We start from the raw sequence: 23,608 nt of genomic DNA, 5'->3' as shown, positions 1-23,608 counted from the left end.
GGGAAACCACGATGAACCGCAAGATTCTTTGCGGCGCGGGCGCACTGGGTGCGTCACTGTTCGCCGCCATGCCTGCCTGGGCGCAGGACGCCGCCGCCACGCCGACCATCGACAAGGGCGACACTGCCTGGATGCTGACGTCGACGCTGCTCGTCTTCCTGATGATCCTGCCCGGCCTCGCCTTGTTCTACGGCGGCCTGACCCGCTCCAAGAACATGCTTTCGACGATGACGCAGATCGGCGCGGCGGCCAGCCTCGCGATGCTGATCTGGGTCATGTACGGCTACACCATGGCCTTCGGTGAGGGCGGCAATGCCTTCGTTGCAGGCTTCGGCAAGGCTTTCCTCAAGGGCGTGACCCCCGATTCGGTCTCGGGCACGATCCCCGAGTACGTCTTCGTCTGCTTCCAGATGACCTTCGCGGCGATCACCATGGCACTGGTGCTGGGATCGACGGTCGAGCGCATCAAGTTCTCGGCGGTCATGGTCTTCGGCCTGATCTGGCTGACCATCGTCTATTTCCCGATCGCGCACATGGTCTGGGCGCCGACCGGCTACTTCTTCAACCTCGGCGCACTCGACTATGCGGGCGGCACCGTCGTCCACATCAACGCCGGTGTCTCGGCGCTCGTCGCCGCGATCATCCTCGGCAAGCGCAAGGGCTTCCCCAACGAACCGATGCCGCCGCACTCGCTGACGCTGACGTTCGTAGGCACCGGCCTTCTGTGGGTGGGCTGGTTCGGCTTCAACGCCGGTTCGGCCCTCTCGGCCAACGGCGCGGCCAGCCTCGCCATGATCAACACCTTCGTTGCCACGGCTTCGGGCGGCCTGTTCTGGATGCTGACCGAGCGCCTCGCCGGTCACAAGGGTTCGGCCCTGGGCTTCTGCTCGGGCGTGGTCGCCGGTCTTGTCGCCGTTACCCCGGCCGCCGGCAACTCCGGCCCGTTCGGCGCCATCGTTCTCGGCGCGGTTGCTTCGGTGATCTGCTTCTTCGCGGTCAGCAAGCTCAAGCCCATGCTCGGCTATGACGATGCGCTCGACGCCTTCGGCGTCCACGGCATCGGCGGCATCGTCGGCGCGATCGGCACCGGCATCGTCTGCTCGCCCGCTCTCGGCGGCCCCGGCAAGGCCGACTTCTCGATCGGATCGCAGCTCGTGATCCAGACCGAGGCGGTCCTTGCCACCATCGTGATCTCCACGATCGGCACCGTCATCGCGATCTTCATTGCCAAGGCAGTGACCGGCCTGCGCGTCGCTCCGGAAGTCGAGCTGGAAGGCCTCGACATCGGCGAGCACGGCGAGCGCGCCTACAACTAAGTTTCGAGCTTGGCGGCGGCGGATACTTCTTCCTCTCCTACGATCCGTCGTCGCCTCCCGGTGTTCCTCCTGCGAACACAAACTCAAGGGCCGGAGCCAGCCGCTCCGGCCCATTTTTCTGTCCGGAATCCGCCCGGAAACTCCTCCTAATTGCCTTTGTGGCCCTGGCGGCAATGTGTGATGTTGTGCGCGCAGCCGTGCGAGGCCGTCGGCGAGGATCGCCAAGGAGGTGCGGGCGTGAAATACATCATCGCGATCATCAAGCCCTTCAAGTTCGCCGACGTGAAGGATGCGCTTTCGGCAGCCGGTATCTCCGGCCTGACGGTTTCGGAAGTCAGCGGTTTTGGTCGGCAGAAAGGCCAGACCGAAATCTATCGCGGCGCCGAATACGCCTCCAGCATGGTGCCCAAGCTGAAGCTGGAGATCGCCGTGTCGGACGCCTTCGCGCCTACCGTCATCGACGTCATCCGCACGACCGCAAGCACCGCTGAGATCGGCGACGGCAAGATCTTCGTCTTCGATCTGGCGGATGTCCTGCGCGTACGCACGGGCGAGCAGGGCGATATCGCCCTTTGAGAAGCTGCGCGAACGGGAGCCGGGGCGAGGCTGCCCGCCTGCGGCTTAATTGCCGGCGGCGAACATCTCGATCAGCTGGCGGATCGGCGAAACGTCGTAACCTGCCCCAGCCGCCTTCGAGGCGATGACCGAAGGATTGTCTCCGGCCTTGGCGCGGGCGAGCGCCCAGAGCAGCGTGGAGCGCGTACCAGAACGGCAGTAGGCCAGGACCGGACCTTCGGCCGTATCCAGCGCCTCGGCCATGGCGGTGACCTGGGCCTGGCTGAAGCCGCCATGGCCGACGGGAATGGCCACGTAGTCGATTCCGGCAGCGCGGGCTTCGGCCTCGATGACGTCGCCCGGAACCTGATCCTCGCTCTCGCCTTCGGGGCGGTTGTTGACGATCCGCACGATTCCCAGGGCTTTCGCTTCGGCAATGGCATCGGTGCCGATCTGCGGGCTGGCGAAGACGGTGTCGGTGATCTGGCGGAACATGGAAGCGAGTCTCCGGTTGGAACGGGCCGTTTGGGTTCCGGTTCGGCCTGAAATCCGCCCACGTCAAGGGTTCTGTCCCTGCTAAAAGCAAGGCAGAACGCCGTGAAAATGCGATATTTCGTCAATCTGAGGGGAAAATGCCCCTTAATTGTGTTCGCCATGTGGCAGAACCTCGTGTATGACTCGCGATTGCAGGCAGGTTTCCGGCTGGTTCCGGCTATCCTGGTCTGCCGCCCGGCGCGGTTCGTCCACGTGTCCGGGTTCATGCTTTTTGGGGCGCAGCGAAGGTACGTTCGTAGACATGGGTTTTGACAGAGGTCGTCGCGGAAGGGGACGCGACAAGCGCGATGGTGGTTTTGGGGAGAACGAGTTCGATCCGTTCTTTGCCGGCCAGGATCGTTTCGGTGGCGGTGACCGTTTTGGTGGCGGCGGCGATCGCTTCGGCGGTGGCGGTGGTGACCGCGGTGGTTTCGGCGGCGGTGATCGCTTCGGCGGCGGCGGCGGCGGTGATCGCGGCGGCTTCGGCGGCCCGCGCGGCGGCGGCGGTGGCTTCGGCGGACCCCGTGGCGGCGGTGGCGGCGGCATGCCGGCCCAGGTCGTCGGCCAGGGCAAGGGCGTCGTAAAGTTCTTCAACGGTGCAAAGGGCTTCGGCTTCATCCAGCGCGATGAAGGCGGCGAAGACGTGTTTGTGCACATCAGCGCTGTCGAGCGTGCCGGTCTCGAAGGTCTGGCCGAAGGTCAGCAGCTGGAATTCCAGCTCGTCGATCGCGGCGGCAAGATCTCGGCCAGCGAACTCGTCGTCGTCGGCGACGTGATCGCCGTTGAAAAGCGCGAGCCCGCGCCGCAGCGTCAGCTGACCGGCGAAAAGGCCAGCGGCACGGTCAAGTTCTTCAACTCCATGAAGGGCTTCGGCTTCATCACCCGTGATGACGGCCAGCCGGACGCGTTCGTGCACATCAGCGCTGTCGAGCGTTCGGGCCTTGGTGCCCTGAACGAAGGCGATCGCGTGGAGTTCGACATCGAGGTCGATCGACGAGGCAAGTACTCGGCGGTCAACCTGGCGCCGCTCCAGGCTTGATCCCGATCTGCAACGCCCCCGGCGTTTGACCGGGGGGCTGCAAACACCTAAAAGCGCGCAAATGGCGGTCCGGATAGGGCCGCCATTTGTCGTTTGCGATTCCCGTTCTCACTTCACTGATTCGTTATCGAGGAATTCCGTCATGTCGATCACTCCGCTGATGCCTGTGTACCCCCGGTGCGGCGTTCGGCCCGTTCGCGGCGAACATTGCCACCTCATCAGTGAAGACGGTCGCCGATTCCTCGATTTTGCGAGCGGCATTGCCGTCAACCTGCTCGGCCATTCGCACGCCGGCCTGATCGGCGCGATCCAGAAGCAGGCCGAGACGCTGATGCACGTCTCCAATCTCTACGGCAGCCCGCAGGGCGAGGCGATCGCCGAGCGCCTGATCGACCTGACTTTCGCCGATACGGTGTTCTTCACCAATTCCGGTGCGGAAGCGGTGGAATGCGCGATCAAGACCGCGCGCGCCTATCACCAGCATGTCGGCAACGACCACAAGTACGAGCTGATCACCTTCAAGAACGCCTTCCACGGCCGGACGATGGCCACGATCAGCGCCTCCAACCAGGAGAAGATGCACAAGGGCTTCCTGCCCCTGCTGCCCGGCTTCAAGTACGTCGAGTTCAACGATCTCGAAGCGGCGAAGGCGGCGATCGGCCCCAACACCGCCGGTTTCCTGGTCGAGCCGATCCAGGGCGAAGGCGGCATCCGCATCGCCTCCGACGAATTCCTCCAGGGCCTGCGCGCGCTGTGCGACGAGCATGACCTCATGCTGGTTCTCGACGAAGTGCAGAGCGGCGTCGGCCGCGCCGGCACGCTCTATGCCTACGAGCAGTACGGCATCGTGCCGGACATCGTATCGACGGCCAAGGGCATCGGCGGCGGTTTCCCGGTCGGCGCCTGCCTCGCCACCGAGAAGGCCGCGCGCGGCATGATGATCGGCGCCCATGGCTCGACCTACGGCGGCAATCCCTTCGCGATGGCGGCGATCGGCGCCGTGCTCGACGTCGTTTCCGACGAGACGTTCCTCGCCGATGTGCGCGCCAAGGGTGAGCGCCTGCGCGGACGGCTGGAGCAGTTCATCGGCAACTATCCCGAGCTGTTCGAATCGGTCCACGGCCGCGGCCTGTTCATCGGCGTGAAGCTCAAGATCGAGCCGCGCGCCTTCGTCGCCCACATGCGCGACAACCACCAGCTGCTGACGGTCTCGGCGGGCGACAACGTCGTGCGCGTGCTGCCGCCGCTGGTCATCGACGACAGCCACATCGACGAGTTCATGGAACGCCTCTCCGCTGCTGCGGCGAGCTATCAGCCGGAAGAGGTCGCCTGATGAGCCGGGATTTTCTGGATCTGAGCGATGCCGGCGGCCCGGCTCTGGCCGCGATGATCAATGACGCGATCGACCGCAAGGCAGCGCGCAAGGGTTTGCCCAAGGGCCGGCCCGATGCAGACGCCCCGCTCGCCGGTCACGTCCTGGCGATGATCTTCGAGAAGAACTCGACCCGAACCCGCGTTTCGTTCGACATGGCCATGCGCCAGCTCGGCGGCAGCGCGCTTATTCTCGAATCGGGTTCGACCCAGCTCGGTCGCGGTGAAACCGTGGCCGATACCGCCCGCGTGCTCAGCCGCATGGTCGATGCGATCATGATCCGCACCGACGACCACGCCAAGATCGAGGAACTCGCGCGCTACGCCGACGTGCCGGTGATCAACGGCCTGACCGATCTGTCGCATCCGTGCCAGATCGTGGCCGACCTGCTGACGATCGTGGAGCGCGGCTTCGCGCTGCCCGGCCTTCAGCTCGCATGGCTGGGTGACGGCAACAATGTCGCCAATTCGCTGATCGAGGCGGCGGGCCTGATGAAGTTCACCATCCGCATCGGCGGCCCGGCAGGCTACGAACCCGATGCCGGTTTCGTCGAGCGTGCCCGTGCGGCCGGCGGCGAAGTGATCTTCACCCAGGATCCGGTCGAGGCCGTTCGCGGCGCGCAGGTCGTCGTCACCGATACCTGGGTCTCGATGGGTCAGGCCGGGGGCGAGGTTCACGTCGCGGCGATGCAGCCCTATCAGGTCGATGCAAAGCTGATGGCGAATGCCGCTCCGGATGCCCTGTTCCTGCATTGTCTGCCCGCGCATCGCGGCGAGGAAGTGACCGACGAAGTGCTCGACGGTCCGCAGTCGGGTGCCTGGGACGAGGCTGAGAACCGTATCCACGGCCAGAAGTCGGTGCTGCTCTGGGCGCTGGGCAAGCTGTGAGCGAAGACCTGCCGCGCAGCGACGATACCGGTTTCGATCGCGTCCTGGCCTTCACGGTCCCCACGCGCCATGCGCGCGGGCGGGTCGTGCGGCTGGGGCCGGTTCTGGAAACCGTGCTCTCCGCGCATAGCTATCCCAAGGTCGTCAAGCATGTGCTGGCGGAGGCGCTGGTCCTCACCGCGCTGATGGGCTCGCTCCTCAAGGAAGAGGATGCGCAGCTGACCTTCCAGGCTCAGGCCGAAGGCGGCGCGGTGGATCTGCTCGTCTGCGACTACCGCAACGGCGAACTGCGCGGCTACTTGCGGCATGACGAGGCTCTGGCCGAAAAGCTGGAAGAAGACTGCTCGCTGCAGACGATCTTCGGCACGGGTTTTCTGGCGATCACCTTCGATCTCCAGGTATCCAACCAGCGCTATCAGGGCGTGGTGCCGCTGGAAGGCGCTTCGCTGGCCGAGGCCTGCGAGAAATATTTCGCGCAGTCCGAGCAGGTGCCGACCGTCATCCGTATCGCGGTCCGATCGAACGGGCCGCGCTGCGTGGCGGGCGGCCTGCTGGTGCAGCACCTGCCCGACGGCGAGGAAGGCAAGGAGCGCCTTCACGCCAAGGAGATGCATCCGGATTGGGAGCATGTCTCGATCATGGCGCAGAGCATCCAGCCGGCGGAACTCGTCGATCCGGTGCTCAATCTGGAACAGTTGCTATGGCGTCTGTTCCATGAGGAAGACGAAGTCCGCGCCGAGCCGCTGGTGCCGCTGGTGCGCGGATGCCGCTGCTCGGTGGACTATTACCGCAGCATTCTGGAGCGGTTTCCCGAGACCGAACGGGCGGACATGCGCGATGAAACCGGCATGGTGCCGGTGGACTGCGCGTTCTGCTCCAAGATCCTCCACGTGCCTGTCTGAAAGCGCCGCTTTGAGGGGATCGCTTCCCCACCGACTTGTCTTGTCGGCGGGGAATGACGATATGGGGCGCATGATGTTCCACAGGTTTCGAAATTTCCCGGCTTTTTCCCGCAGCGGCCCGTCCGCCGGGCGTAGTTGCGCGCGGCTGGCGCTGATGGGCTTGACCGGCACCGCCGCTCTGCTCGGCGGCGCGAGCGCCGAGGGCCAGAAGCGCCCGCTGGAAATGCTGGACCTGTTGACCCCGGGGTCTTGGGAGTTGCGCGAGCACGGCACCGGGACCTCCAACGTCAACCTTTGTGTGCGCAGCGGCCGCCAGTTGATCCAGTTCCGTCATTCGGGGCAGCCCTGCAAATCGGTGGTCGTGCAGGATACGCCGGATGAAGTCGTGGTGCAGTACATCTGCGCTGGGAAGGGTTATGGCCGGACGCATATTCGCCGCGAGACCAATGCGCTGATCCAGCTCGATACGCAGGGTATCGTCGACGGCCAGCCTTTCGACTACGCGGGCGAGGGACGTCGGACGGGGCTTTGCCGCTGATAGTGCAGCGTGAGGTTGTCATTGCGGCACCGAAGGCTTAGCTCACGCCCATGCAGCTTTCTCAAGATACCACTTCTCAAAATAACCGGGGCCAGAACAATCAGGGGCGCAAGGCCGTCGTCCTGCTTTCCGGCGGTCTCGATTCGATGGTTTCGGCCGGTATTGCCCGCGAGACGGGCTTTGCCGTGAACGCACTGACCATCGACTATAACCAGCGCCATCGCTGTGAGATCGATTCCGCGCGCAAGATCGCTGAGTTCGTCGGGGCGGAGCGTCATGTCGTTCTGCCGCTCGACTTGCGCCAGTTCGGCGGATCGGCGCTGACCGATGATATCGACGTGCCCAAGGACGGCGTCGGTCCCGGCGTGCCGGTGACGTATGTTCCCGCGCGCAACCTCGTGTTCCTGTCGCTGACGCTGGCATGGGCCGAGGCGATCGGCGCGACCGATATCTTCATCGGCGTCAATGCGCTCGATTATTCGGGCTATCCCGATTGTCGCCCGGAATTCATCGCGGCGTTTCAGGATATCGCCCGGCTCGCCACCAAGGAAGGCGATCAGGGCACGCAGTTCCAGATTCATGCGCCGCTGCAGTTCATGGGCAAGGCGGATATCGCCCGCGAGGCCGATCGCCTGGGCATGGACGCGGGGATGAGCTGGTCCTGCTACGATCCGCAGCCCGGCGATGTGGCTTGCGGTGAGTGCGACAGCTGCCGCTTGCGCAAGGCGGGCTTCGCCGATGCCGGGCTGATCGATCCGACGCCTTACGCCGTCTGATTCCTAAGAACCCAAAACAAAAAGCCCCGCGGAAGCGGGGCTTTTTTGTGCCTGACGTCATTCATCGAGGGCAAAAGAAAAGGGGGCCGGATTGCTCCGACCCCCCGATCTGTAACCGTTGCCGGTTCGCTTACATGCCCGAACCCGGACCGTAAGTGATCTCGACGCGACGGTTCTGCAGCTCGCGCACGCCGTCAGCAGTCGGAACGCGCGGGTTGGCTTCACCGAAGGCCTGGCTCGAGATCGAGCCGTCCGGAATGCCGTGGCTGGTCAGGTATGCACGAACCGAGTCGTTACGGCGTGCCGAAAGACCCAGGTTGTACTTCGGGGTACCCGAACGGTCGGTGTAACCGGCCAGCATGATCGGCACGCTGTTGCAGTTGCCATAGGCACTGACGGCGCTGTCGAGGATGGTGGCGGCTTCCGGCGTGATGTCCGACTTATCCCAGTCGAAGAACACGATGTACGGACCCTTGTTGCATTCCACGACCGGCGGCGGCGGCGGCGGCGGCGGGGGAGGCGGCGGCGGCGGCGGCGGCGGCGGCGGCGGCGGCGGAGCTGCCGGTTCGCCGAAGTTGTAGCCGATGGTCGCCATCAGCGAGTGCGAACGCCACTTGGTGCGAACGTCGCTGCCGTCGAAGTCGACGAAGTTGACCTTGTTGACGTTGCTGAAGCGGTACTTCAGGCCGACGTCGACATGGCTGCTGATCGGCGCGCGGATACCCGCGATAGCCTGCCAGGCGAAGCCGGTGTCGGAATCGTCGTAGATGTCGTACTTGACGCGGCCAACGCCGGCGCCACCGCCGACGAAGCCCTGAAGGCCGTCATCGGGACCGAAGTCGAGCAGGCCGTTGACCATGAAGGTCAGGTTGCTGGCGTCCGGGCCGTTGCTGCCCTTGAACGAAGCCTGGCGATAGCTGGCTTCGGTTTCGAGACGGAACGGGCCGAAGTCGTAACCGAGAGCGACACCGCCGTCGAAGCCGGCGCTGAAGTCTGCAGTGTCAGCATTGCTGACGCCATTGATCTTGAGATCGGCGTCTTCGACGATCATGGCACCGAAGTCGCCTTCGATGTACCACGAGTTGTCGCGCGCCAGCGCGGGAGTGGCGATAGCTGTCGAAGCCAGCGCCAGTCCAATGACGAGTTTCCTCATACGTTTCCCCTACAAAGAGATTTGGAGCCACCGAGTGCCTGTGGTGTCTACCCCCTCAGCTTTCCGTGTGCAAGCGCACATTGACGCTGACTGTTGCAGAAATGTCGCGTTTTCGGGGGGTTGGTGAAGCGTCGTGACTCCTTTATTGGAAATCGACTTCACGTTATTGCCCCTGCGCAGTGCTGCGTGTCATGCTGATGGAACGATACCCAAGGCTTGCAGGGCGGAGACCAGTTCCCCGATCGCCGCCCGAGCTTGAACATCAACTGTCATCCCGCCAAGTGGTTCCACGGGAAGCGAACCTTTTCTCCAAAATCCGTCGAAGAGTCGTTCCTGACCTGTGGAAAGGTCGTAGACGCGAAGCCCCCGGCGGGGTTTGACGAAGATCCAGTTGCCGCCCTGAAAGCTCGCAATTGCGGCATCGTGGCCGCTCCACGCGTCGGTGGCGTTCGCCGCGACGAGCCAGCATTCGCCGGTTTCGGCGGTCTCGGGCGGGGCGGGTCGCTCTCCGGATACAGTCGAGTGCAAAAGAGCATCGCATCGCGCCAGGGCCTCGTTGACGAAGACTTCCTTCTGCGCCTGCCCGGCATGGAGCAGCGGCAGGGCAAATCGCGGGCTGGTGCTTTCGAAAATGAGGGTTTCGCTCATCTGGAGGACTCCTTGCGGAAAGACGGGTTGGGGAAGAGGTTAAGGGGCGCGGAAACCGCGTAAGTGACCTGCTGCCGCACGCTGAACGCAGCGCCGGGAGCGAGGGCGGAAAGGCGCGCCAGCAGGTCGGGTGGCAGATCCATGCGGGGTGATTGCAGCGTCCAGGTCGCGAGCGGGCTTTCCGGTGGGCCATAAGCCAGCAGGTAGGTCTCGGCCTGTTCGACCAGCGGCGCGTCGATGCCGTCCTGCCAAGTCCAGTTGCCGCGCCGCCGTTCACGAAGGCGGCGCCTTCCGCGCGGGCGAATTCCATGGCGATCTCGTCCGCCAGCCACGACTGGATGTCGAAGGCGGTATCGTCGAGCATGGCCTGGCTCGACGCCGGGTTGGTGTAGAGTTCGCCGGCGGGCGGGGCGATCTCGGCGAAGCTGGGTGGTGGTTTCGGCGCGGGCTGCGGTCTCGCTCACCCAACCGGAGGAGGGCCGAGATCAGTGCATCGACCTCACGCGGGACCGCATAGCCGCCGTCCGCAAGCACGGTTCCGGACAGCGACTTGATCTCGGTCTCGCGGCCCATGCGCAGGTAGCCGTCCACGAAGCCCTTCACTTCGAGGCGGGCCTTCACGTCGGCGACATCGCCGCGCAAGCTCTCGACGGCGGCTTCGGTGGCGTCCTGACGGGCAACGAGATCGAACGAGGCGTCGAGCGCTTCGGCGGGAACAGGGGATTCCATCGGGCAGGGACCTTTCGGTTGAAGCCGCCGGTTCGCGGCGGCAGGGAAATGGGGGAGGGGCCAAGGAGATCAGGGCGTCAGGAGATCAGGTGCACCCGCGCGCCGTGCTGCATCGGATGGGTGACGAGGCTGACCTCGAACAGCTCCAGATCGAGCAGTTCGCGGCCCTCGGCACCGGTGCGGCTGGCGCGGGCGCGGTAGCCGAACGAGAGGCCGTTTACGGTGCCGCGCCGCAGCGCGAGACCGGCGGCGCCGTCCGGATTGTCCACCGAGGCGACGACGCGCAGGCCGCGGTCGTCCTCGGCGGCGGTTTCGATCCAGCCGATCCGCAGGTCGGGCCGGTGCTGCCAGAACAGCGGCAGAGGATCGCGCCGCTCGGCAAGCGTCCGGGCGAAGGCGCCGGGGCGGATCAGGTCGCGCCCGGCGTCGCGCCTGCCGAACAGGGCGGCGTAGCCCGCGAAGCGCAAGGCGTGCTGAGCCTGTCGAAGCATCATCGCAGCAGCTCCCCGACGCCGAGGCGCACGGCGAGGCCGAGCAGCAACAGCGCCAGCACTCCGCGCACGATCCAGCCGATGGCGGCGGCCTGGGCGCTGGCCTTGGCATCGCGCCAGGCCTGGAGCAGTTCGCGCAGTTCGGAGAGGTCGCCCGGTGCCGTCGCATCGTCGAGACCGATCCGCGAAAGCATGCGCCGCGCGCCGACTTCGCTGGCTTCCTCGACGATGGCGCGCAAGGTCACGAGTTCGCTGCCCTCGCTGGTTGCCTGGGCGAGAAGCCCGGCCAGCATGTCCCTTTCGTTCATGATATGTTCCTTTCATTCTTTGCCACCGGGGCAAGACCGAGCAGGGCGCGCTTTTCTTCTGCATCGAGGAAGTCGGCCGCGCTGACTTGCGCCCAGAGTCGCTCGCGGTCCTCGGCAAGGGCGGGCACGCGGTCGAGGTCGATATTGAGACGGGCTTCCGGGAACCACGGCGCGAGGCCCTCGCAGAGTCCGGAAAGGATCTTGCTCGCCAACGGCAGCAGGGTGAGCCGCCAGAGCGCGCGGTTGGCCTCGCGATAGTTCGCGTAAGTGGCGTCGCCCGGCAGGCCGAGCAGCATCGGCGGCACCCCGAAGGCCAGCGCCACGTCGCGCGCGGCGGCGGCCTTTAGCGTGGCGAAGTCCATGTCCGCCGGGGTCATCGCCATGGCCTGCCACTTGAGGCCGCCTTCCAGCAGCATCGGCCGTCCGGCATTGCCCGCACCGGCATAGGCATTGGCGAGTTCGGCCTTGAGCCGGTCGAACTGGTCCCCGGTGAGCGTCTGGCCGTCGTCCGCTTCGTAGACCAGTGCGCCGGAAGGCCGGGCGGCGTTTTCCAGCAGTTGGCGGTTCCACTGCGAAGCGGCGTTGTGGGTGGCCACGGCCTCGTCGGCAGCGGCCACGCAGCCAGCGCCGTAGTGGTCGTCGGCCGGGTGGAAGTGGCGGATGTGGATCACGTTAGGCGAGGCGTCCTCGTCCAGCAGCGGGATCGTCAGCCGCCGCCCGGCCACGTCATAGGCGAAGGCGGCGGGCCAGCCGTCCTCGCCCGCGACGATCGAGACGCGCTCGGGGCGCAGGGCGAAGAGTTCGACCGGATGTCCCCGCGCGTCCTTGAGCACCTGAACATAAGCATTGCCGTGAAGCAGCAGATGGCTTGCGAGCGTCTCCAGCGGCGACTGTCCGGCGCTGGTCTCGGTGACGAGAGCCATGAGCCGGGGATCGGCAGGGCGCAGCGGGGCGCCGCCGATCCCCTCGGCCACCAGGCGCACGGCGCGCTGGGCGACCGGGTTTTCGAGATAGGCGCGGCGCACGGCCGAGGCATATTCGAACGGTGCCCGTCCGCCGCCGCTCTCGGCGAAGAACCAGGGCGAGGCGGGGCCGCGCGCCAGCGGCACGCGGGCATTCTCGGCCTTGAAGGCGGCGAGGAGGGTATCGATGAAGGACACGGGCGAGGTTTCCTTTCAGGAATGTCCGGAGCGGAGCGCTCCGTTCGATGCGAAACCAGGCCACTCGCACCCGAGGCGCGCCGCCTGTGCCGAGCATCAGTTCGGTCAAGGCCCAGACCAGCGCATCGGCGCGGTCGGGCGAGCGCCCGGGGCCCAGATAGGAACCTCCGGCGATCAGCCCGCACATTTCGTCTTCCAGCGCCGGGAACAGACCGGCATGACGGACCCGTCCGGCTTCGTAGAGCGCGGCGACCGGCTCGGCGCGGGCGACTTTGCCCCGGCTGGCGTGAACCAGCCGCAGCGGCAGGGAAAGCTGCGCCGCGCGCAGCACCGAGCCGACCTGGTTGGCCTCGGCCACTACGCGGTCGGCCTGCCAGGCCTCGGCGCGGGCTCATGGGGGATGATCCCTGCTGTTGATGTGTGATGCGGTGGGAAGCGAGCAGGCGAATCAATCGCTCTCGATGTTCTTGTTTTGTACCTATTTCACGTCGAAATGTCAAGGGGAATAACCAAATGGGTTATAGCCTCCTGCCCATGCGCCATTTCGGAGGGGCACGATTCCGTTCATGCAGAATCGGATCGCGGGCTCTTTTCGTTTGTTTGCCGCATTTTCGGGTTCGTCCGGTGTTTCCACCAGACTTGAAAATGCTCTAAGCACCCATCCCGCAATAGCCCGGAGAATTCGATGCTGCGCCGCCTCTACGACTGGACCATGGCCAAGGCAGCGCACCGCCATGCCGAATGGTGGCTCGCCCTGTTTGCCTTCATGGAAGCCAGCTTCTTCCCGGTGCCGCCGCATCCCCTGCTGGGCCTGATGTGTCTGGCCGAGCCGAAGAAGGCGATTCGCTTTGCGGTGATCGCCACGCTGGCCTCGGTAGTGGGCGGCCTGCTCGGCTATGCGATCGGCCATTTCGCCTACGAAGCTTTCGGCGAAACGCTGCTGCGGGCGCTGGGGCTGGCGGACAGCTTCCCCAAGGCCGCATGCTACTTGCGCGAATATGGCGCGGAAATCATCGTGGTGAAGGGCGCGACGCCGATCCCGTTCAAGCTGCTGACGATCACCGCCGGTTTCATCGGCATGAACCTTGCCGTGTTCATCGGTGCGTCGATCGTTTCGCGTTCGATCAGCTTCCTGATCGTCGGCGTGCTGTTCCGCCTGTTCGGTGCGCCGATCAAGGCGGTGATCGACAAGCACCTCGGCAAAGTGACGGCGGCTTTCGCGGTGGCCGTGGTCGCCGGTTTCCTCGCGGTGGCCTTCCTTGGCGGCGGCGCGAAGGAAACCAACCAGAAATGCGATCTGGCAGCAACCGCACAGGCGGCTTGAGGCGCCTCTAGCCTTCGATCACCCGCGCATGCGGGTGGTGCTTGTCGATATGCTTGCGGATGATCCTGAGATTGCGGCTGTTCGAGCGGAACACGAAGTCGAACAGGTCCCCCGCCACGGGAATCGCGCCCAACAGGGTATCGACGCCGACATTGGCGGTCATGCGGGCAAGCTGCCACTTCGACATGCCCAGATTGCGGGCCTCCCACACGAGGTACATGCCGAGCGCCGCCGCGATCACGTCTCCCGCGACCGGCACCAGGCCGATCACGGCATCGAGGCCGACCTTGCGGCGGATGCCGGGCAGGGCGATCGCGCGTTCCAGCACATATTCGAGCATCTCCACACGGCGGAGAATCGAAACCGGGTCGGTGCCGAGCGGCAGTTCCATGTCCATGCGCCGCGCGGAAGTCTGTCCAGTCGCCAAAGTCGTGCCTCTCCTCGAAGGGCTGATCGGACTTTACTTGGGGACCCAGGCAAGCGGCATCAAGGGGTGCCAGCCCCAGGTGTTCGGCGCAAAACCGGCGACGCTGCCGCGTACCAGCGACCAGCGGATCGGGGTTCCGAAGGGAATGAAGACGTTGGCCGCCGTTAGTTCGGCCTCGGCCTCGGTCAGGAGGGCGGCGCGTTCATCCGGCGTTGCGGCGGTGGCGGCTTCGGCCACGCGGGCATCCGCATCGGCGGAGCAGAGACCGCGCCGGGCATTGCATGACAGCCGGTTGAGGAACCAGGCGGCGCGCGGATAGCGGGCGACATCGTCCACCAGCCGCAAGTCTGCCTCGTCTGCTTTGTCCGTGCGGGTCAGGCGGACGCCGATCGCGGCGAAGTCCGCCGTGAGTTTCTCCAGCAGGGTATCGGCACCGCCGCCCGCGGGAAGCCAGACGGTCAGGTGCGGGCCATGGGCGATCGGTGCGGCCGGGGCTGGTGCCCCCCGACCGCCGCGAACCGCTGGCGGCGCAGCAGGCGGGGCGACGTCGGCGGCGGGTTTTCCGCCTGAGGCTGCGGCAGCCCAGCGACGTACCCGGGCCATAGCGAGGGCACGGCGCTCGTCCAGCGACTGTTCGCTCCAGCGCTCGCCGATGGTGCCGAGATCGCCGTCGAGGCTGGGGGTGACGATCCGGCTCGTCGCCGACCAGCCGCCGAGGCTGAACGGGGCGATCAGGCCTTCGCGGTCGATGGCCATGGCCAGGGCTTCGCGATTGGCGGGATCGGCCAGGAAGCCCTTGTCGCTCGTGACCTGAAGCCCGAACAGGCCGACCACCGGATCGACCTGGATCGTCCCGCGCAGGATGCCGACCGAGCGGGTGAGCGGGAAATCCTGGATCTCGCCGCCCATGACGAGATCGACCTTGCCGGTGTTGAAGGCGGCCACTGCGGCGGGGCCGTCCAGCACCGAAAGGTCGATCCGGCGGGTGCGGCGCGGCCAGTTCTCGACCGTGGGCAGCCCCAGGCTGGCCGGGTCGATCGGCGTCAGCCTGGCCGAGCCTTGCCGGCCTTCCAGCCGCATCGGCCCGGCGCCGCGCCCCTTGAAACTCAGCCCCAGTTCCGGCTGGGCGAGGAGCTGGAGCAGGTAGGGCATCGGCCGGTCGAGGCGAATCTCGATGACGCGCCCGGCCATCGTGCGAATCTCGTCGATACCGGCGAGATCGTGGGCCAGCGGTGTATCGTCCAGTGCCTTGAGCGCGGAATCCAGCGCCTTCTTCGCGGAATCGGCGGTGAGCGGATCGCCCGAGGACCAGTCCCCGTCGCGCAGGCGGAAGATGTAACTCTGGCCGTCGTCGGTAACGATCCAGCGGTCGGCCAGGGCGGGGATGACGCGGCCCTTCTCGTCGAAGGAAACCAGTCCCTCGACGGTGGAGGCCCTGACGAGTTGGCTGGCGAGGGACCGACTGGTGGAGGCGTTCTCGTCGATGTCGAATTTCTCGCGCGGAGAGCCGATGACGGCAACGCCCAGCGCCGAATTGTCCGTACCCCCGCAGGCGGAAACGACCAGCGCGGCGGCCAGAGGGACCAGGGTCCGAAAGGCTTTGCGCGGGGCGGACATTCGCTAGGCCTAGTCGATTTGCGGCCTGCCGCAAATGGTTCGCGCGGAAGCGGGTGCGATTTTTCCGGCAGGTCTCGAATCAGAGCTTGCGCAAGTTCTTCGGTTCCGACGTTGCGGGAGAATATTGCGCTTCGTAGGTACGCACGAAGTTCGGCTTGTCGTCCGACACCGGCGTCACCGCAGCGCGCGCCAGCTTGGGATCGATTTCCTCGATGAAGGCCACGCCGAAACGGTTTTCCTGCACCCAGGCGATCGTTCCGGGTACCCAGCCGATATTGCGGATATTGGCCGAGACCGGCGTGCCGCGCACCACCTGGACTCCGCCTTCGCCCATCATCCCGCCAGCAGAGAGATTGCGGACCTTGATCCGGTACTCGCCGTCCAGCCCGTCGATCCGCAGGTCGGCCATCAGGAACAGGCTGTCACGCGCTATCTGGCGATTTTCGATCTGGGTCATGCGTTCTCGTCCGGCATTCGGTCCGGCGATGATATCACGAAGCCCGGCCTGCGAAAGCCCCGCTACGTGTTAAGCATCGCTTCGCGCGCAAGGCGCGTTTGCGATCGATCACTAAGCCGAAATGGCAAACAAAGCCTTAACGCCCCGAACGGCGGAAATGCCGCGCAGCCCGCCGGAACGGGGCGGAAGGATTGAAATGGCGAAGAACCTTATTCTTCGCGGGAGACCTTTTCGCGGCGCTCGTGCGCTTCCTGGGCCTCCACGGTCATGGTGGCGATCGGACGGGCTTCGAGACGGCCGAGGCCGATCGGTTCGCCGGTCACTTCGCAGTAGCCGTATTCGCCTTCCTCGATCCGGCGCAGGGCGGAATCGATCTTGGCGATCAGCTTGCGCTGGCGGTCGCGGGTGCGCAGCTCGATGCCCCAATCGGTCTCGCTGGAAGCGCGGTCGTTGAGGTCGGGCTCCCGGATCGGGCCGTCCTGAAGTTGTGCCAGCGTACCGGCAGAGGCGTCGAGGATCGATTTTTTCCAGGCGAGCAGAAGCCGCCGGAAGTAGTCTTGCTGAGCCTCGCACATGTAGGCTTCGTTCTCTACGGGAACATAAGAACCGCCAAGCATGCGCTTGGCCTTGGCGAGGACATCAATTTCGTCAGCTAGGGCCGTTGCCATCCAGAGAATCTCCGCACGAATCCCCCCGGCCTGCCTACGCCCTGCGACCCCGGATTTTTCCAGTGGCCTCCCGGCAAACCGCGGTTTCGCGGCCTATAGGGCCGCCCCCTTACCTGCACAAGGCTATAACCATGGCAGTCCACAAAAAACCTGAACATTCGGTCGGATACCACCGGCTCATGCACAAGTTTGTCTCGATCTCCTGCCACGTAAACTTACAGGGATTGTTTCAGGTATATGCTTAACGCTTTGTTGACCAACTTAGTGCCAGCTTCCCTGCATCGGACCGCAGGGGGCGGCAGACCGGGGGTTAGCTGACTATGAAACAGGCCTGGATCGCAAGTGAGCGTCTCATCGAAACCGCAGAGTTCGTCGCGGAACCGGCGGATAGGGGCGCGGGCGACCTGTTCCTGCCCGACCGCCTTGCCGCGGCGGCGATGGGGGATGGTTCGGCCTGCTTCGACCTTGGGGTGGTGTTCTCCACCGGCAGCCACGGTGCCGCCTGCGACCTGATCGAGGCGCACAAGTGGTTCAACCTTGCGGCTGTCGCCGGGGACGAGGAGGCGGTCAGCTGCCGTGCGGATGTGGCCGAGGACATGACCGCGCGTGAGATCGCCGAAGCCCAGCGCCGCGCGCGCCAGTGGCTCGCGGCATCGGCGCGGGACGCGGCCTGACTGGAAAACGCCCTAGGCCTTTCTGAAGGGCGTGCGTCCGTCCAGCCAGAGCTGGTCACCCGCAATCCCCGCCCGTTCCTGTTCGAGATAGTCCGCGATGGCCGCGCGCAGGCCTTCGTGGACGATGTAGTGGGCCGAGACCGTCCGCACCGGCTCATAGCCGCGCGCCAGCTTGTGGCCGCCCTGCGCGCCCGCCTCCACTCGCGACAGGCCGAGCGCGATGGCGGCATCGATCGCCTGGTAATAGCAAAGCTCGAAATGCAGGAAGGGCCTCTCCACCACCGCTCCCCAGTAGCGGCCGTAGAGCGCCTCGCTGCCGATGAAGTTCAATGCGCCTGCCACCGGCTGCCTATCGATGTAGGCGAGGACGAGCAGGATGCGGTCGGCCATCGTCTGCCCCAATAGCGAGAAGGCCTCGCGCGTCAGGTAGGGATGGCCCCACTTGCGGGCGCCGGTGTCCTGATAGAAGGCCCAGAACGCGTCCCAGTGCTCCTCGCGAAGGTCGCTCCCGGTAAGGTGCCGGATTTCGACGCCTTCCTGCGCCTTTTCACGCTCCTTGCGGATATCCTTGCGCTTGCGGGAGGAGAGGGCGGCAAGAAACGCGTCGAAGTCGGCATAGCCCCGGTTTTCCCAGTGGAACTGGATATCCTCGCGCAGCAGCCAGCCTGCCGCTTCGAAGAACGGGACTTGCGCGGGTTCGATGAAGGTCGCGTGGGCGGAGGACAGGCCGTTGTCGCGGCAGACCGATTCCGCCGCGGCGATCAGGGCGGGAGCGAGTTCCGGATGCGGCGTGAGCAGGCGGGGGCCGGTCGCCGGGGTGAAGGGCGCGGCGATCTGGAGCTTGGGATAGTAGGAGCCGCCCGCGCGGTGCCAGGCGTCGGCCCAGGCGTGGTCGAAGACGTATTCGCCCTGGCTGTGCTGCTTGAGATAGGCCGGAAGCGCTGCCGCCAGCCGTCCGTCCGGCCCGGCTATGGTGATCGGCACCGGGGTCCAGCCGGTGCCCTCGCCGACGCTGCCCGATTCCTCCATGGCCGCGAGGAAGGCGTGGGAGACGAAGGGATTGCCGCCGCCGGTCAGGGCATCCCATTCCACGGCCGGGAGCCCGCCGACCGCGCCGTGGAGCCGCGCGACGAACTCGCCTTCGCTCATGCCGGTTCTTCCGAGGGGCGCTCGAAGATCACCGCGTCGGCGTGGATGCCCGCGCGTTCATGATGGTCGGGGCGGCGGACCGTCCAGGTCGCCACCGGCAGCCCGCGTTTACGCTGGGCGGCGGCGAAGCGGCTGGGCAGGTCGCGAATGTCATAGGCCAGGAAGTCCGGCCCCGCCTGCCAGAGTGCCGCGCGTCGCCGGATCTTGCCGGGCAGGGCGCGATCCTCGCCTTCGGAGACGATGAGGCCGCGCACCGTGTGCGGGGAATGGCGGCGATACCAGCGCGAGACGCGCGGATCGAAACTCATGACCGCATGGGGGCCGGTATAGCCCTCCAGCACCCGCCGCACCGCGAGGCACAGCGCGGCGATGCGGGTCCCGCGCGAGGACTTCAGCTCGATCAGCACCGGCTGGCGGCCGCCGATCAGGGTGAGGGCCTGGCGCAGGCTGGGAATGCTCTCGGCGGTTCCGCCCAGCGTCACCGTGGCAAGCTGGGCGGCGCTGCGCCGCGCGATCGCGCCGGTCTCGCCGGTCAGGCGGTCCAGCACCGAATCGTGGAAGACCACCGGGGTGCCGTCACCCGCGCGCTGCACGTCGAGTTCGATTCCATAGCCTTCCTCGATCGCCAGCCGGAAGGCCGCGAGCGAGTTTTCGGGAATCACCGCGCCGTGCAGCCCGCGATGGGCATAGTCGTGCCCCCCGATCCACGCGACCTTGCGCGGATCGGGCGGCGGCGAACACCAGCGATCAAGCAGGGCGAACGGCAACGATGGCGTCCACTTCGACGGCGGCGCCGAGCGGCAGCACCGGCACGCCGACGGCGCTGCGGGCATGCTTTCCGGCCTCGCCGAAGACCGCGACCATCAGTTCCGAAGCGCCGTTGGCGATCTTCGGCTGGTCGGTGAAGTCACCCGTCGAATTGACGAAGGCGCCCAGCTTGACCACGCGCTCCACGCGGTCGAGCGAGCCGAGCGCGGCCTTGAGCTGGGCCAGGATCATCACCCCGCAGGCCTGCGCCGCCTCGATGCCCGATTCCAGATCGACGTTCTCACCCAGGCGGCCGGTCACCAGCTTGCCGTCGACGAAGGGAAGCTGGCCCGAGACATGGGCGAGGCCGCCCGCGACGACCACCGGCACATAGGCGGCGACCGGGGCGGCGGGTTCGGGAAGGGTCAGCCCAAGCTCGGCCAGGCGGGATTCGATTGCGCTCATCTTCGGGATCTTCCTTGTGAGGGACGGATTCAGGATTCGGTCTTGGTCGCGTCGCTGCGCGTCAGCCAGTCGATCAGCCAGGGCGCGGCGTCCTGCCAGCGGTCGATTCGCGCGTGGGCATGACCGGCGACATGGGCGCAGGCGATATGCGGGGCGAGCAGCGGCTCGGCGCAGAGGTGCAGGCGCCCGATCTCGGGCGCGAAGTCCGCCACCGAGCCGTGGTGCTGCGCCAGATCGTCCACGAAGACCGCGCGCGAGGGCCCGTATTCGTCGAGGATCGCTTTCAGCGCCGGACCTTTCGGCCCCTGGTTGGTGAAGACGCGCACGTCGATGCCGTGCTCCGCCAGTTGCAGGCGGCGGGTTTCCTGGCGGAAATCCATGAGATTGGTGAGCACTACGACGTCGGCATGGGCGGTGATCTCGCGCATGGCCGCGACGGCGCCGTCTACCGGGGTCTGGCGGTGCATCTGGCCGTCGAAGAACTTGTTCAGCAGCGACCACATTTCCGCCTGCTCCAGCAGTTCGCCGGATTCGGTGCGGCGCATCGCCCCTGCGAACTCACCGCGATCGAGCGCGAAAGTGACCCCCTCGTCCTCGGCCAGCCAGTCGCGGAAATGCGTGACCATATAGAGCAGCACTTCGTCGCAGTCGGTGATGAGCAGGGGGCGGCCCGTGCGATTAGTCATGCGCCGAGCCTTTTCAGTGCGTGAACCAGCGTTTCCGGCGAAACTTCTAGCGCATCGGCCGCGGCCACGAGGTCCGGTTCGTGCGAGCAGAGGAATTCCAGCACGCCCGCCATCGTCGCCGGATCTTCCAGCGAGTCGCGCAGCATGCCGGGCGTCAGGCCGGTCAGCGCCAGGAAGCGCTCGGCGCGGTCCTGGTTCTTCAGGATCCAGCCGAGGGCGCCGAGCGCCAGAGTCTGCGGGTCCTGCGATGGGGATGGCGACTCTCGAAGAATTGTCAGTCTCGCTTGCGTGTCATAGAGCGGGTGTCCCCGACCTAGATGGTGATCCCGCGTCGAATGGCAAAGCGTATCCTAGTTGTCGAGGACAACGACCTCAATCGGAAGCTCTTTTGCGATGTGCTCAGGAGCCAAGGCTTCGCCGTGGAGCCGGTGGCAGACGGCCTCGACGCGCTGGAGCGCGCGCGCCAGTTCGTGCCCAACCTCGTCATCATGGATATCCAGCTGCCCAATGTATCGGGCCTGGACCTGATCGAGGCGGCCAAGAAGGACGCGGTCTTGCGCACGATCCCGGTGCTCGCCGTCACCGCCTATGCCGGCAAGGGCGACGAGGAGCGCATCCGCGAGGCCGGCGCCGAAGGCTATCTGGCCAAGCCGGTGTCGATCGGCCCGTTCATGCAGGCGGTCCGCGCGCTTCTGTGATAGGGCGAATGCCGCCTGTGCTTGACTTTACCCCCCGTCGCCGCTTTTGCGCCGCAATTATCGGCCAGAGCGCCGCCCGAATATTACCGGAGTTGAAATGACCATGGACCGCGCAGAGACCTCGGCCCGCATCGCCGCGCTGATCGAGCCGTTCAACAAGAAGGGCGTCGAGATTACCGACGCGACCCGCTTCACCGACGATCTCGAGTTCGACAGCCTGACCGTCATGGACTTCGTGGCCGAGATCGAAGACGGGTTCGACATCATCATCTCGATGAACCAGCAGGCCGAGATCGAAAACTACGGCCAGCTCGTCGACGCCGTGGTCAAGCTTCAGGGCTGAAGGACTTCGCGATGACCGACATGCTCAGCGAAAACGAGACGCAGGCCCACACCGACCTGTTCAGCAAGTTCGATCCCCTGATCGCAATGCGCCAAGACCTGCTCTCCACCGGCGTCACCGATCCCTTCGGCCTCGTCATGGAAAAGGTGATCTCGCCCACCGTGGCGATGTGCAACGGGCGCGAGACGATCCTGCTCGGCACCTACAACTACATGGGCATGACCTTCGATCCGGACGTGATCGCGGCGGGCAAGCAGGCGCTGGACGACTTCGGCGCGGGCACCACCGGCAGCCGCGTGCTCAACGGCACCTACGCCGGGCACAAGGCGGTCGAGGAAGCGCTATGCGACTTCTACGACATGAAGCATGCCATGGTGTTCTCGACCGGCTATCAGGCCAACCTCGGCATCATCTCGACGATCGCGGGCAAGGGTGATTACATCATTCTCGACATCGACAGCCATGCCTCGATCTGGGACGGCTGCAAGATGGGCGACGCCGAAGTCGTGCCGTTCAAGCACAACGACATCGAGGCGATGGAAAAGCGCCTGCGCCGCATTCCCGAAGGCGCGGGCAAGCTGGTCGTGCTGGAAGGCGTCTACTCGATGCTGGGCGATATCGCCCCGCTCAAGGAGATGATCGCGGTCGCCAAGAAGTACGGCGCGATGGTGCTGGTGGACGAAGCGCACTCGATGGGCTTCATCGGTCCCAACGGTCGCGGCGTGGCTGAGGACCAGGGCTGCCTCGACGATGTGGACTTCGTGATCGGCACGTTCTCCAAGTCGGTCGGCACCGTCGGCGGCTTCTGCGTTTCGAACCATCCCAAGTTCGAGATCATGCGCCTGGTTTGCCGTCCTTACGTGTTCACCGCCAGCCTGCCGCCCAGCGTCGTCGCGACTGCGACGACCTCGATCCGCAGGCTGATGACGGCCGCCGAGAAGCGCGCGCACCTCTGGGAAAGCTCGCGCACGCTGCACAAGGGCCTCACCGATGCGGGCTTCCAGCTCGGCACCGATGAGCCGCAGAGCGCGATCATCGCCGTCATCATGCCCGACCTCGAACGCGGCGCGATGATGTGGGAAGCGCTGCTGCACGAGGGCCTCTACGTGAACCTCGCGCGTCCCCCGGCGACTCCTGCCAACATGACGCTGCTGCGCTGCTCGCTCTGCGCCGAACACTCGGCCGAGCAGGTCCAGCAGATCATCGGCATGTTCACCCGTGCGGGCAAGACGGCCGGTATTCTGGCCTGAAAATAAACGTCGTCCCGAGATCGGTCTCGGGACGACGTTTCCGCCTCAATCCTTGTGGCGTTCCACCAGACCGAGGAACGCTTCCAGCCAGCCGCCGACGAAACTGGCGGACTGTTCGCCCACGGTGCCGTCCGGGGTGATGAGACCATCCTTCCACTGGATGAAGGCTTCCGGCGCGCCCAGAGTCGGCATGTCGAGATAGGCCAGCACGTTGCGCAAGTGCTGCTGCGCCATAGCCGAGCCGATGGCGCCGATGGAAACCCCGATCACCCCCGCAGGCTTGCCCGCCCAGGCGCTGTCGCCATAGGGGCGCGAGACGTTGTCGATGGCGTTCTTGAGCACGCCGGGGAACGAGCGGTTGTATTCCGGCGTCACGAAGATCACGCCGTCGCTGCTGCGGACCAGCGCCTTCAGGTCCTTCACCGATTGCGCCTGATCGCCGTCGTGGTCCTGATCGTAGAGCGGCAGGGCGCCGATATCGGCGAAGACGAATTCATGTCCCGAGGCGGCGGGCAGGCGGATCAGGGCCTCGGCGAACTGGCGGTTGTACGATTCGGCGCGAAGGCTTCCGACGACGACGACGATCTTCGACATGATGACTCCTCATGGCAGTTGCTGCGGGTGACAGGTATCGGTGCAAATCGTGTCGGTTGGAAGTCCGCGCGGGCCGGACTATACCTTGGGAGGGGGTGTTT

At 65.7% G+C, this 23,608-nt stretch carries 30 protein-coding genes and 2 pseudogenes; 13 read left to right on the top strand and 19 right to left on the bottom strand.

Going from position 1 to position 23,608, the window contains the following annotated elements:
• Positions 1-11 precede the first annotated feature (11 nt).
• Both V7066_RS10355 and V7066_RS10350 read left to right on the top strand, forming a co-directional pair.
• Entirely contained in the window at positions 12-1,316 is a 1,305-nt protein-coding gene (locus tag V7066_RS10355) for an ammonium transporter (protein WP_334182959.1), read from the top strand.
• 237 nt (positions 1,317-1,553) lie between these two features.
• Complete coding sequence (locus tag V7066_RS10350; protein WP_334182958.1) at positions 1,554-1,892, top strand: P-II family nitrogen regulator; 339 nt, start codon at positions 1,554-1,556, stop codon at positions 1,890-1,892.
• 45 nt (positions 1,893-1,937) lie between these two features.
• Here the strand turns inward: V7066_RS10350 and V7066_RS10345 are convergent, their stop codons facing one another.
• Positions 1,938-2,366 carry a TIGR01244 family sulfur transferase gene (locus tag V7066_RS10345; protein ID WP_334182957.1) on the bottom strand — a complete coding sequence of 143 codons (429 nt, stop codon included), beginning with the start codon at positions 2,364-2,366 and terminating at the stop codon, positions 1,938-1,940.
• 301 nt (positions 2,367-2,667) lie between these two features.
• Between V7066_RS10345 and V7066_RS10340 the strand changes: the two genes are divergently transcribed.
• The 6 genes from V7066_RS10340 (at position 2,668) to queC (ending at position 7,919) form a co-directional block, all read left to right on the top strand.
• Entirely contained in the window at positions 2,668-3,444 is a 777-nt protein-coding gene (locus V7066_RS10340; RefSeq protein WP_334183018.1) for a cold-shock protein, read from the top strand.
• 142 nt (positions 3,445-3,586) lie between these two features.
• Complete coding sequence (locus tag V7066_RS10335; RefSeq protein WP_334182956.1) at positions 3,587-4,777, top strand: aspartate aminotransferase family protein; 1,191 nt, start codon at positions 3,587-3,589, stop codon at positions 4,775-4,777.
• Positions 4,777-5,703 carry an ornithine carbamoyltransferase gene (gene argF / locus V7066_RS10330; RefSeq protein WP_334182955.1) on the top strand — a complete coding sequence of 309 codons (927 nt, stop codon included), beginning with the start codon at positions 4,777-4,779 and terminating at the stop codon, positions 5,701-5,703. The genes V7066_RS10335 and argF overlap by 1 nt, the downstream gene beginning before the upstream one ends.
• Entirely contained in the window at positions 5,700-6,605 is a 906-nt protein-coding gene (gene hslO / locus V7066_RS10325) for an Hsp33 family molecular chaperone HslO (protein WP_334182954.1), read from the top strand. The genes argF and hslO overlap by 4 nt, the downstream gene beginning before the upstream one ends.
• A 73-nt stretch (positions 6,606-6,678) precedes the next feature.
• The gene (locus V7066_RS10320; protein WP_334182953.1) at positions 6,679-7,143 is read left to right on the top strand and encodes a hypothetical protein; all 465 of its coding nucleotides are present in this window, start codon (positions 6,679-6,681) and stop codon (positions 7,141-7,143) included.
• Between the two features lie 50 nt (positions 7,144-7,193).
• Positions 7,194-7,919: a 7-cyano-7-deazaguanine synthase QueC gene (gene queC / locus V7066_RS10315; protein WP_334182952.1), complete on the top strand. Its 726-nt coding sequence runs from the start codon at positions 7,194-7,196 to the stop codon at positions 7,917-7,919.
• A gap of 130 nt (positions 7,920-8,049) precedes the next feature.
• On the opposite strand, the gene V7066_RS10310 is transcribed toward queC, so the two are convergent.
• The 8 genes and pseudogenes from V7066_RS10310 to V7066_RS10275 form a co-directional block, all read right to left on the bottom strand.
• Positions 8,050-9,072, bottom strand: a complete 1,023-nt coding sequence (locus V7066_RS10310) for an OmpA family protein (protein WP_334182951.1) — start codon at positions 9,070-9,072, stop codon at positions 8,050-8,052.
• 189 nt (positions 9,073-9,261) lie between these two features.
• The gene (locus V7066_RS10305; protein WP_334182950.1) at positions 9,262-9,720 is read right to left on the bottom strand and encodes a DUF2793 domain-containing protein; all 459 of its coding nucleotides are present in this window, start codon (positions 9,718-9,720) and stop codon (positions 9,262-9,264) included.
• Positions 9,717-10,052 (bottom strand): hypothetical protein, encoded by a 336-nt coding sequence (locus tag V7066_RS10300; RefSeq protein ID WP_334182949.1) that lies wholly within the window; start codon positions 10,050-10,052, stop codon positions 9,717-9,719. Before V7066_RS10300 ends, V7066_RS10305 begins: the two co-directional genes overlap by 4 nt.
• A pseudogene (locus V7066_RS10295) lies at positions 9,989-10,449 on the bottom strand (phage major capsid protein); the annotation flags it as partial. The pseudogene V7066_RS10295 and the gene V7066_RS10300, both read right to left, overlap by 64 nt.
• Positions 10,450-10,526: 77 nt before the next feature.
• Positions 10,527-10,943 (bottom strand): HK97 family phage prohead protease, encoded by a 417-nt coding sequence (locus tag V7066_RS10290; RefSeq protein WP_334182948.1) that lies wholly within the window; start codon positions 10,941-10,943, stop codon positions 10,527-10,529.
• Positions 10,940-11,248, bottom strand: a complete 309-nt coding sequence (locus tag V7066_RS10285) for a DUF6127 family protein (protein WP_334182947.1) — start codon at positions 11,246-11,248, stop codon at positions 10,940-10,942. Before V7066_RS10285 ends, V7066_RS10290 begins: the two co-directional genes overlap by 4 nt.
• Positions 11,245-12,408 carry a phage portal protein gene (locus V7066_RS10280; RefSeq protein ID WP_334182946.1) on the bottom strand — a complete coding sequence of 388 codons (1,164 nt, stop codon included), beginning with the start codon at positions 12,406-12,408 and terminating at the stop codon, positions 11,245-11,247. Before V7066_RS10280 ends, V7066_RS10285 begins: the two co-directional genes overlap by 4 nt.
• A gap of 61 nt (positions 12,409-12,469) precedes the next feature.
• Positions 12,470-12,793, bottom strand: a pseudogene (locus tag V7066_RS10275) (phage terminase large subunit family protein); the annotation flags it as partial.
• Between the two features lie 300 nt (positions 12,794-13,093).
• Here V7066_RS10275 and V7066_RS10270 point away from each other — a divergent pair.
• Entirely contained in the window at positions 13,094-13,732 is a 639-nt protein-coding gene (locus V7066_RS10270) for a YqaA family protein (RefSeq protein WP_334182945.1), read from the top strand.
• Positions 13,733-13,739: 7 nt separating this feature from the next.
• On the opposite strand, the gene V7066_RS10265 is transcribed toward V7066_RS10270, so the two are convergent.
• The 4 genes from V7066_RS10265 to dksA form a co-directional block, all read right to left on the bottom strand.
• Positions 13,740-14,129 carry a DUF4112 domain-containing protein gene (locus V7066_RS10265; protein ID WP_334183017.1) on the bottom strand — a complete coding sequence of 130 codons (390 nt, stop codon included), beginning with the start codon at positions 14,127-14,129 and terminating at the stop codon, positions 13,740-13,742.
• Positions 14,130-14,192: 63 nt separating this feature from the next.
• Positions 14,193-15,776, bottom strand: coding sequence for an ABC transporter substrate-binding protein (locus tag V7066_RS10260; RefSeq protein ID WP_334182944.1), 1,584 nt, complete (start codon positions 15,774-15,776; stop codon positions 14,193-14,195).
• Between the two features lie 79 nt (positions 15,777-15,855).
• Positions 15,856-16,233, bottom strand: a complete 378-nt coding sequence (locus V7066_RS10255) for a PilZ domain-containing protein (protein ID WP_334182943.1) — start codon at positions 16,231-16,233, stop codon at positions 15,856-15,858.
• A gap of 209 nt (positions 16,234-16,442) precedes the next feature.
• Entirely contained in the window at positions 16,443-16,901 is a 459-nt protein-coding gene (gene dksA, locus V7066_RS10250; protein WP_132264661.1) for an RNA polymerase-binding protein DksA, read from the bottom strand.
• Between the two features lie 320 nt (positions 16,902-17,221).
• Between dksA and V7066_RS10245 the strand changes: the two genes are divergently transcribed.
• A complete protein-coding gene (locus V7066_RS10245) occupies positions 17,222-17,575 on the top strand; it encodes a hypothetical protein (RefSeq protein ID WP_334182942.1) in 354 nt (117 codons plus the stop codon).
• Between the two features lie 12 nt (positions 17,576-17,587).
• On the opposite strand, the gene V7066_RS10240 is transcribed toward V7066_RS10245, so the two are convergent.
• The 5 genes from V7066_RS10240 to V7066_RS10220 are packed head-to-tail and all read right to left on the bottom strand — an operon-like array spanning position 17,588 to position 20,894.
• On the bottom strand, positions 17,588-18,724 hold the full coding sequence (locus tag V7066_RS10240; RefSeq protein ID WP_334182941.1) for a GNAT family N-acetyltransferase: 1,137 nt from the start codon (positions 18,722-18,724) through the stop codon (positions 17,588-17,590).
• Positions 18,721-19,491: a glycerophosphodiester phosphodiesterase family protein gene (locus V7066_RS10235; protein WP_334182940.1), complete on the bottom strand. Its 771-nt coding sequence runs from the start codon at positions 19,489-19,491 to the stop codon at positions 18,721-18,723. The genes V7066_RS10240 and V7066_RS10235 overlap by 4 nt, the downstream gene beginning before the upstream one ends.
• Positions 19,472-19,936: a RidA family protein gene (locus V7066_RS10230; RefSeq protein WP_334182939.1), complete on the bottom strand. Its 465-nt coding sequence runs from the start codon at positions 19,934-19,936 to the stop codon at positions 19,472-19,474. Before V7066_RS10230 ends, V7066_RS10235 begins: the two co-directional genes overlap by 20 nt.
• A gap of 29 nt (positions 19,937-19,965) precedes the next feature.
• Complete coding sequence (locus V7066_RS10225) at positions 19,966-20,622, bottom strand: HAD family hydrolase (RefSeq protein WP_334182938.1); 657 nt, start codon at positions 20,620-20,622, stop codon at positions 19,966-19,968.
• Positions 20,619-20,894: a DUF3572 domain-containing protein gene (locus tag V7066_RS10220; RefSeq protein ID WP_334183016.1), complete on the bottom strand. Its 276-nt coding sequence runs from the start codon at positions 20,892-20,894 to the stop codon at positions 20,619-20,621. The genes V7066_RS10225 and V7066_RS10220 overlap by 4 nt, the downstream gene beginning before the upstream one ends.
• 63 nt (positions 20,895-20,957) lie before the next feature.
• On the opposite strand from V7066_RS10220, the gene V7066_RS10215 reads away from it, so the two are divergent.
• From V7066_RS10215 to spt, 3 genes are all read left to right on the top strand, one after another.
• Positions 20,958-21,320, top strand: coding sequence for a response regulator (locus V7066_RS10215; RefSeq protein WP_147216554.1), 363 nt, complete (start codon positions 20,958-20,960; stop codon positions 21,318-21,320).
• A 103-nt stretch (positions 21,321-21,423) separates the two neighbouring features.
• On the top strand, positions 21,424-21,663 hold the full coding sequence (locus V7066_RS10210) for an acyl carrier protein (RefSeq protein ID WP_054442290.1): 240 nt from the start codon (positions 21,424-21,426) through the stop codon (positions 21,661-21,663).
• A gap of 11 nt (positions 21,664-21,674) precedes the next feature.
• A complete protein-coding gene (gene spt, locus V7066_RS10205) occupies positions 21,675-22,913 on the top strand; it encodes a serine palmitoyltransferase (protein ID WP_334182937.1) in 1,239 nt (412 codons plus the stop codon).
• 45 nt (positions 22,914-22,958) lie between these two features.
• Here the strand turns inward: spt and V7066_RS10200 are convergent, their stop codons facing one another.
• Positions 22,959-23,507 (bottom strand): NADPH-dependent FMN reductase, encoded by a 549-nt coding sequence (locus tag V7066_RS10200; RefSeq protein ID WP_334182936.1) that lies wholly within the window; start codon positions 23,505-23,507, stop codon positions 22,959-22,961.
• Positions 23,508-23,608: the final 101 nt, after the last annotated feature.

This window comes from Novosphingobium sp., from assembly GCF_036820275.1.
GTDB lineage: Bacteria > Pseudomonadota > Alphaproteobacteria > Sphingomonadales > Sphingomonadaceae > Novosphingobium.
Note: the sequence above shows the minus strand (reverse complement) of the source record. Positions and strands in the feature narration are given on the sequence as shown.

Bases quoted from the DNA above. Each gene is read 5' to 3' on its own strand.
- V7066_RS10225 (WP_334182938.1), bottom strand. From the start codon at position 20,622: ATGACTAATCGCACGGGCCGCCCCCTGCTCATCACCGACTGCGACGAA.
- V7066_RS10265 (WP_334183017.1), bottom strand. From the start codon at position 14,129: ATGGACATGGAACTGCCGCTCGGCACCGACCCGGTTTCGATTCTCCGC.
- argF (WP_334182955.1), top strand. From the start codon at position 4,777: ATGAGCCGGGATTTTCTGGATCTGAGCGATGCCGGCGGCCCGGCTCTG.
- V7066_RS10255 (WP_334182943.1), bottom strand. From the start codon at position 16,233: ATGACCCAGATCGAAAATCGCCAGATAGCGCGTGACAGCCTGTTCCTG.
- V7066_RS10345 (WP_334182957.1), bottom strand. From the start codon at position 2,366: ATGTTCCGCCAGATCACCGACACCGTCTTCGCCAGCCCGCAGATCGGC.
- spt (WP_334182937.1), top strand. From the start codon at position 21,675: ATGACCGACATGCTCAGCGAAAACGAGACGCAGGCCCACACCGACCTG.
- V7066_RS10215 (WP_147216554.1), top strand. From the start codon at position 20,958: ATGGCAAAGCGTATCCTAGTTGTCGAGGACAACGACCTCAATCGGAAG.
- V7066_RS10270 (WP_334182945.1), top strand. From the start codon at position 13,094: ATGCTGCGCCGCCTCTACGACTGGACCATGGCCAAGGCAGCGCACCGC.
- V7066_RS10260 (WP_334182944.1), bottom strand. From the start codon at position 15,776: ATGTCCGCCCCGCGCAAAGCCTTTCGGACCCTGGTCCCTCTGGCCGCC.
- V7066_RS10355 (WP_334182959.1), top strand. From the start codon at position 12: ATGAACCGCAAGATTCTTTGCGGCGCGGGCGCACTGGGTGCGTCACTG.
- V7066_RS10245 (WP_334182942.1), top strand. From the start codon at position 17,222: ATGAAACAGGCCTGGATCGCAAGTGAGCGTCTCATCGAAACCGCAGAG.
- V7066_RS10305 (WP_334182950.1), bottom strand. From the start codon at position 9,720: ATGAGCGAAACCCTCATTTTCGAAAGCACCAGCCCGCGATTTGCCCTG.
- queC (WP_334182952.1), top strand. From the start codon at position 7,194: ATGCAGCTTTCTCAAGATACCACTTCTCAAAATAACCGGGGCCAGAAC.
- dksA (WP_132264661.1), bottom strand. From the start codon at position 16,901: ATGGCAACGGCCCTAGCTGACGAAATTGATGTCCTCGCCAAGGCCAAG.
- V7066_RS10340 (WP_334183018.1), top strand. From the start codon at position 2,668: ATGGGTTTTGACAGAGGTCGTCGCGGAAGGGGACGCGACAAGCGCGAT.
- V7066_RS10290 (WP_334182948.1), bottom strand. From the start codon at position 10,943: ATGATGCTTCGACAGGCTCAGCACGCCTTGCGCTTCGCGGGCTACGCC.
- V7066_RS10335 (WP_334182956.1), top strand. From the start codon at position 3,587: ATGTCGATCACTCCGCTGATGCCTGTGTACCCCCGGTGCGGCGTTCGG.
- V7066_RS10240 (WP_334182941.1), bottom strand. From the start codon at position 18,724: ATGAGCGAAGGCGAGTTCGTCGCGCGGCTCCACGGCGCGGTCGGCGGG.
- V7066_RS10230 (WP_334182939.1), bottom strand. From the start codon at position 19,936: ATGAGCGCAATCGAATCCCGCCTGGCCGAGCTTGGGCTGACCCTTCCC.
- V7066_RS10310 (WP_334182951.1), bottom strand. From the start codon at position 9,072: ATGAGGAAACTCGTCATTGGACTGGCGCTGGCTTCGACAGCTATCGCC.
- V7066_RS10320 (WP_334182953.1), top strand. From the start codon at position 6,679: ATGTTCCACAGGTTTCGAAATTTCCCGGCTTTTTCCCGCAGCGGCCCG.
- V7066_RS10210 (WP_054442290.1), top strand. From the start codon at position 21,424: ATGGACCGCGCAGAGACCTCGGCCCGCATCGCCGCGCTGATCGAGCCG.
- V7066_RS10285 (WP_334182947.1), bottom strand. From the start codon at position 11,248: ATGAACGAAAGGGACATGCTGGCCGGGCTTCTCGCCCAGGCAACCAGC.
- V7066_RS10200 (WP_334182936.1), bottom strand. From the start codon at position 23,507: ATGTCGAAGATCGTCGTCGTCGTCGGAAGCCTTCGCGCCGAATCGTAC.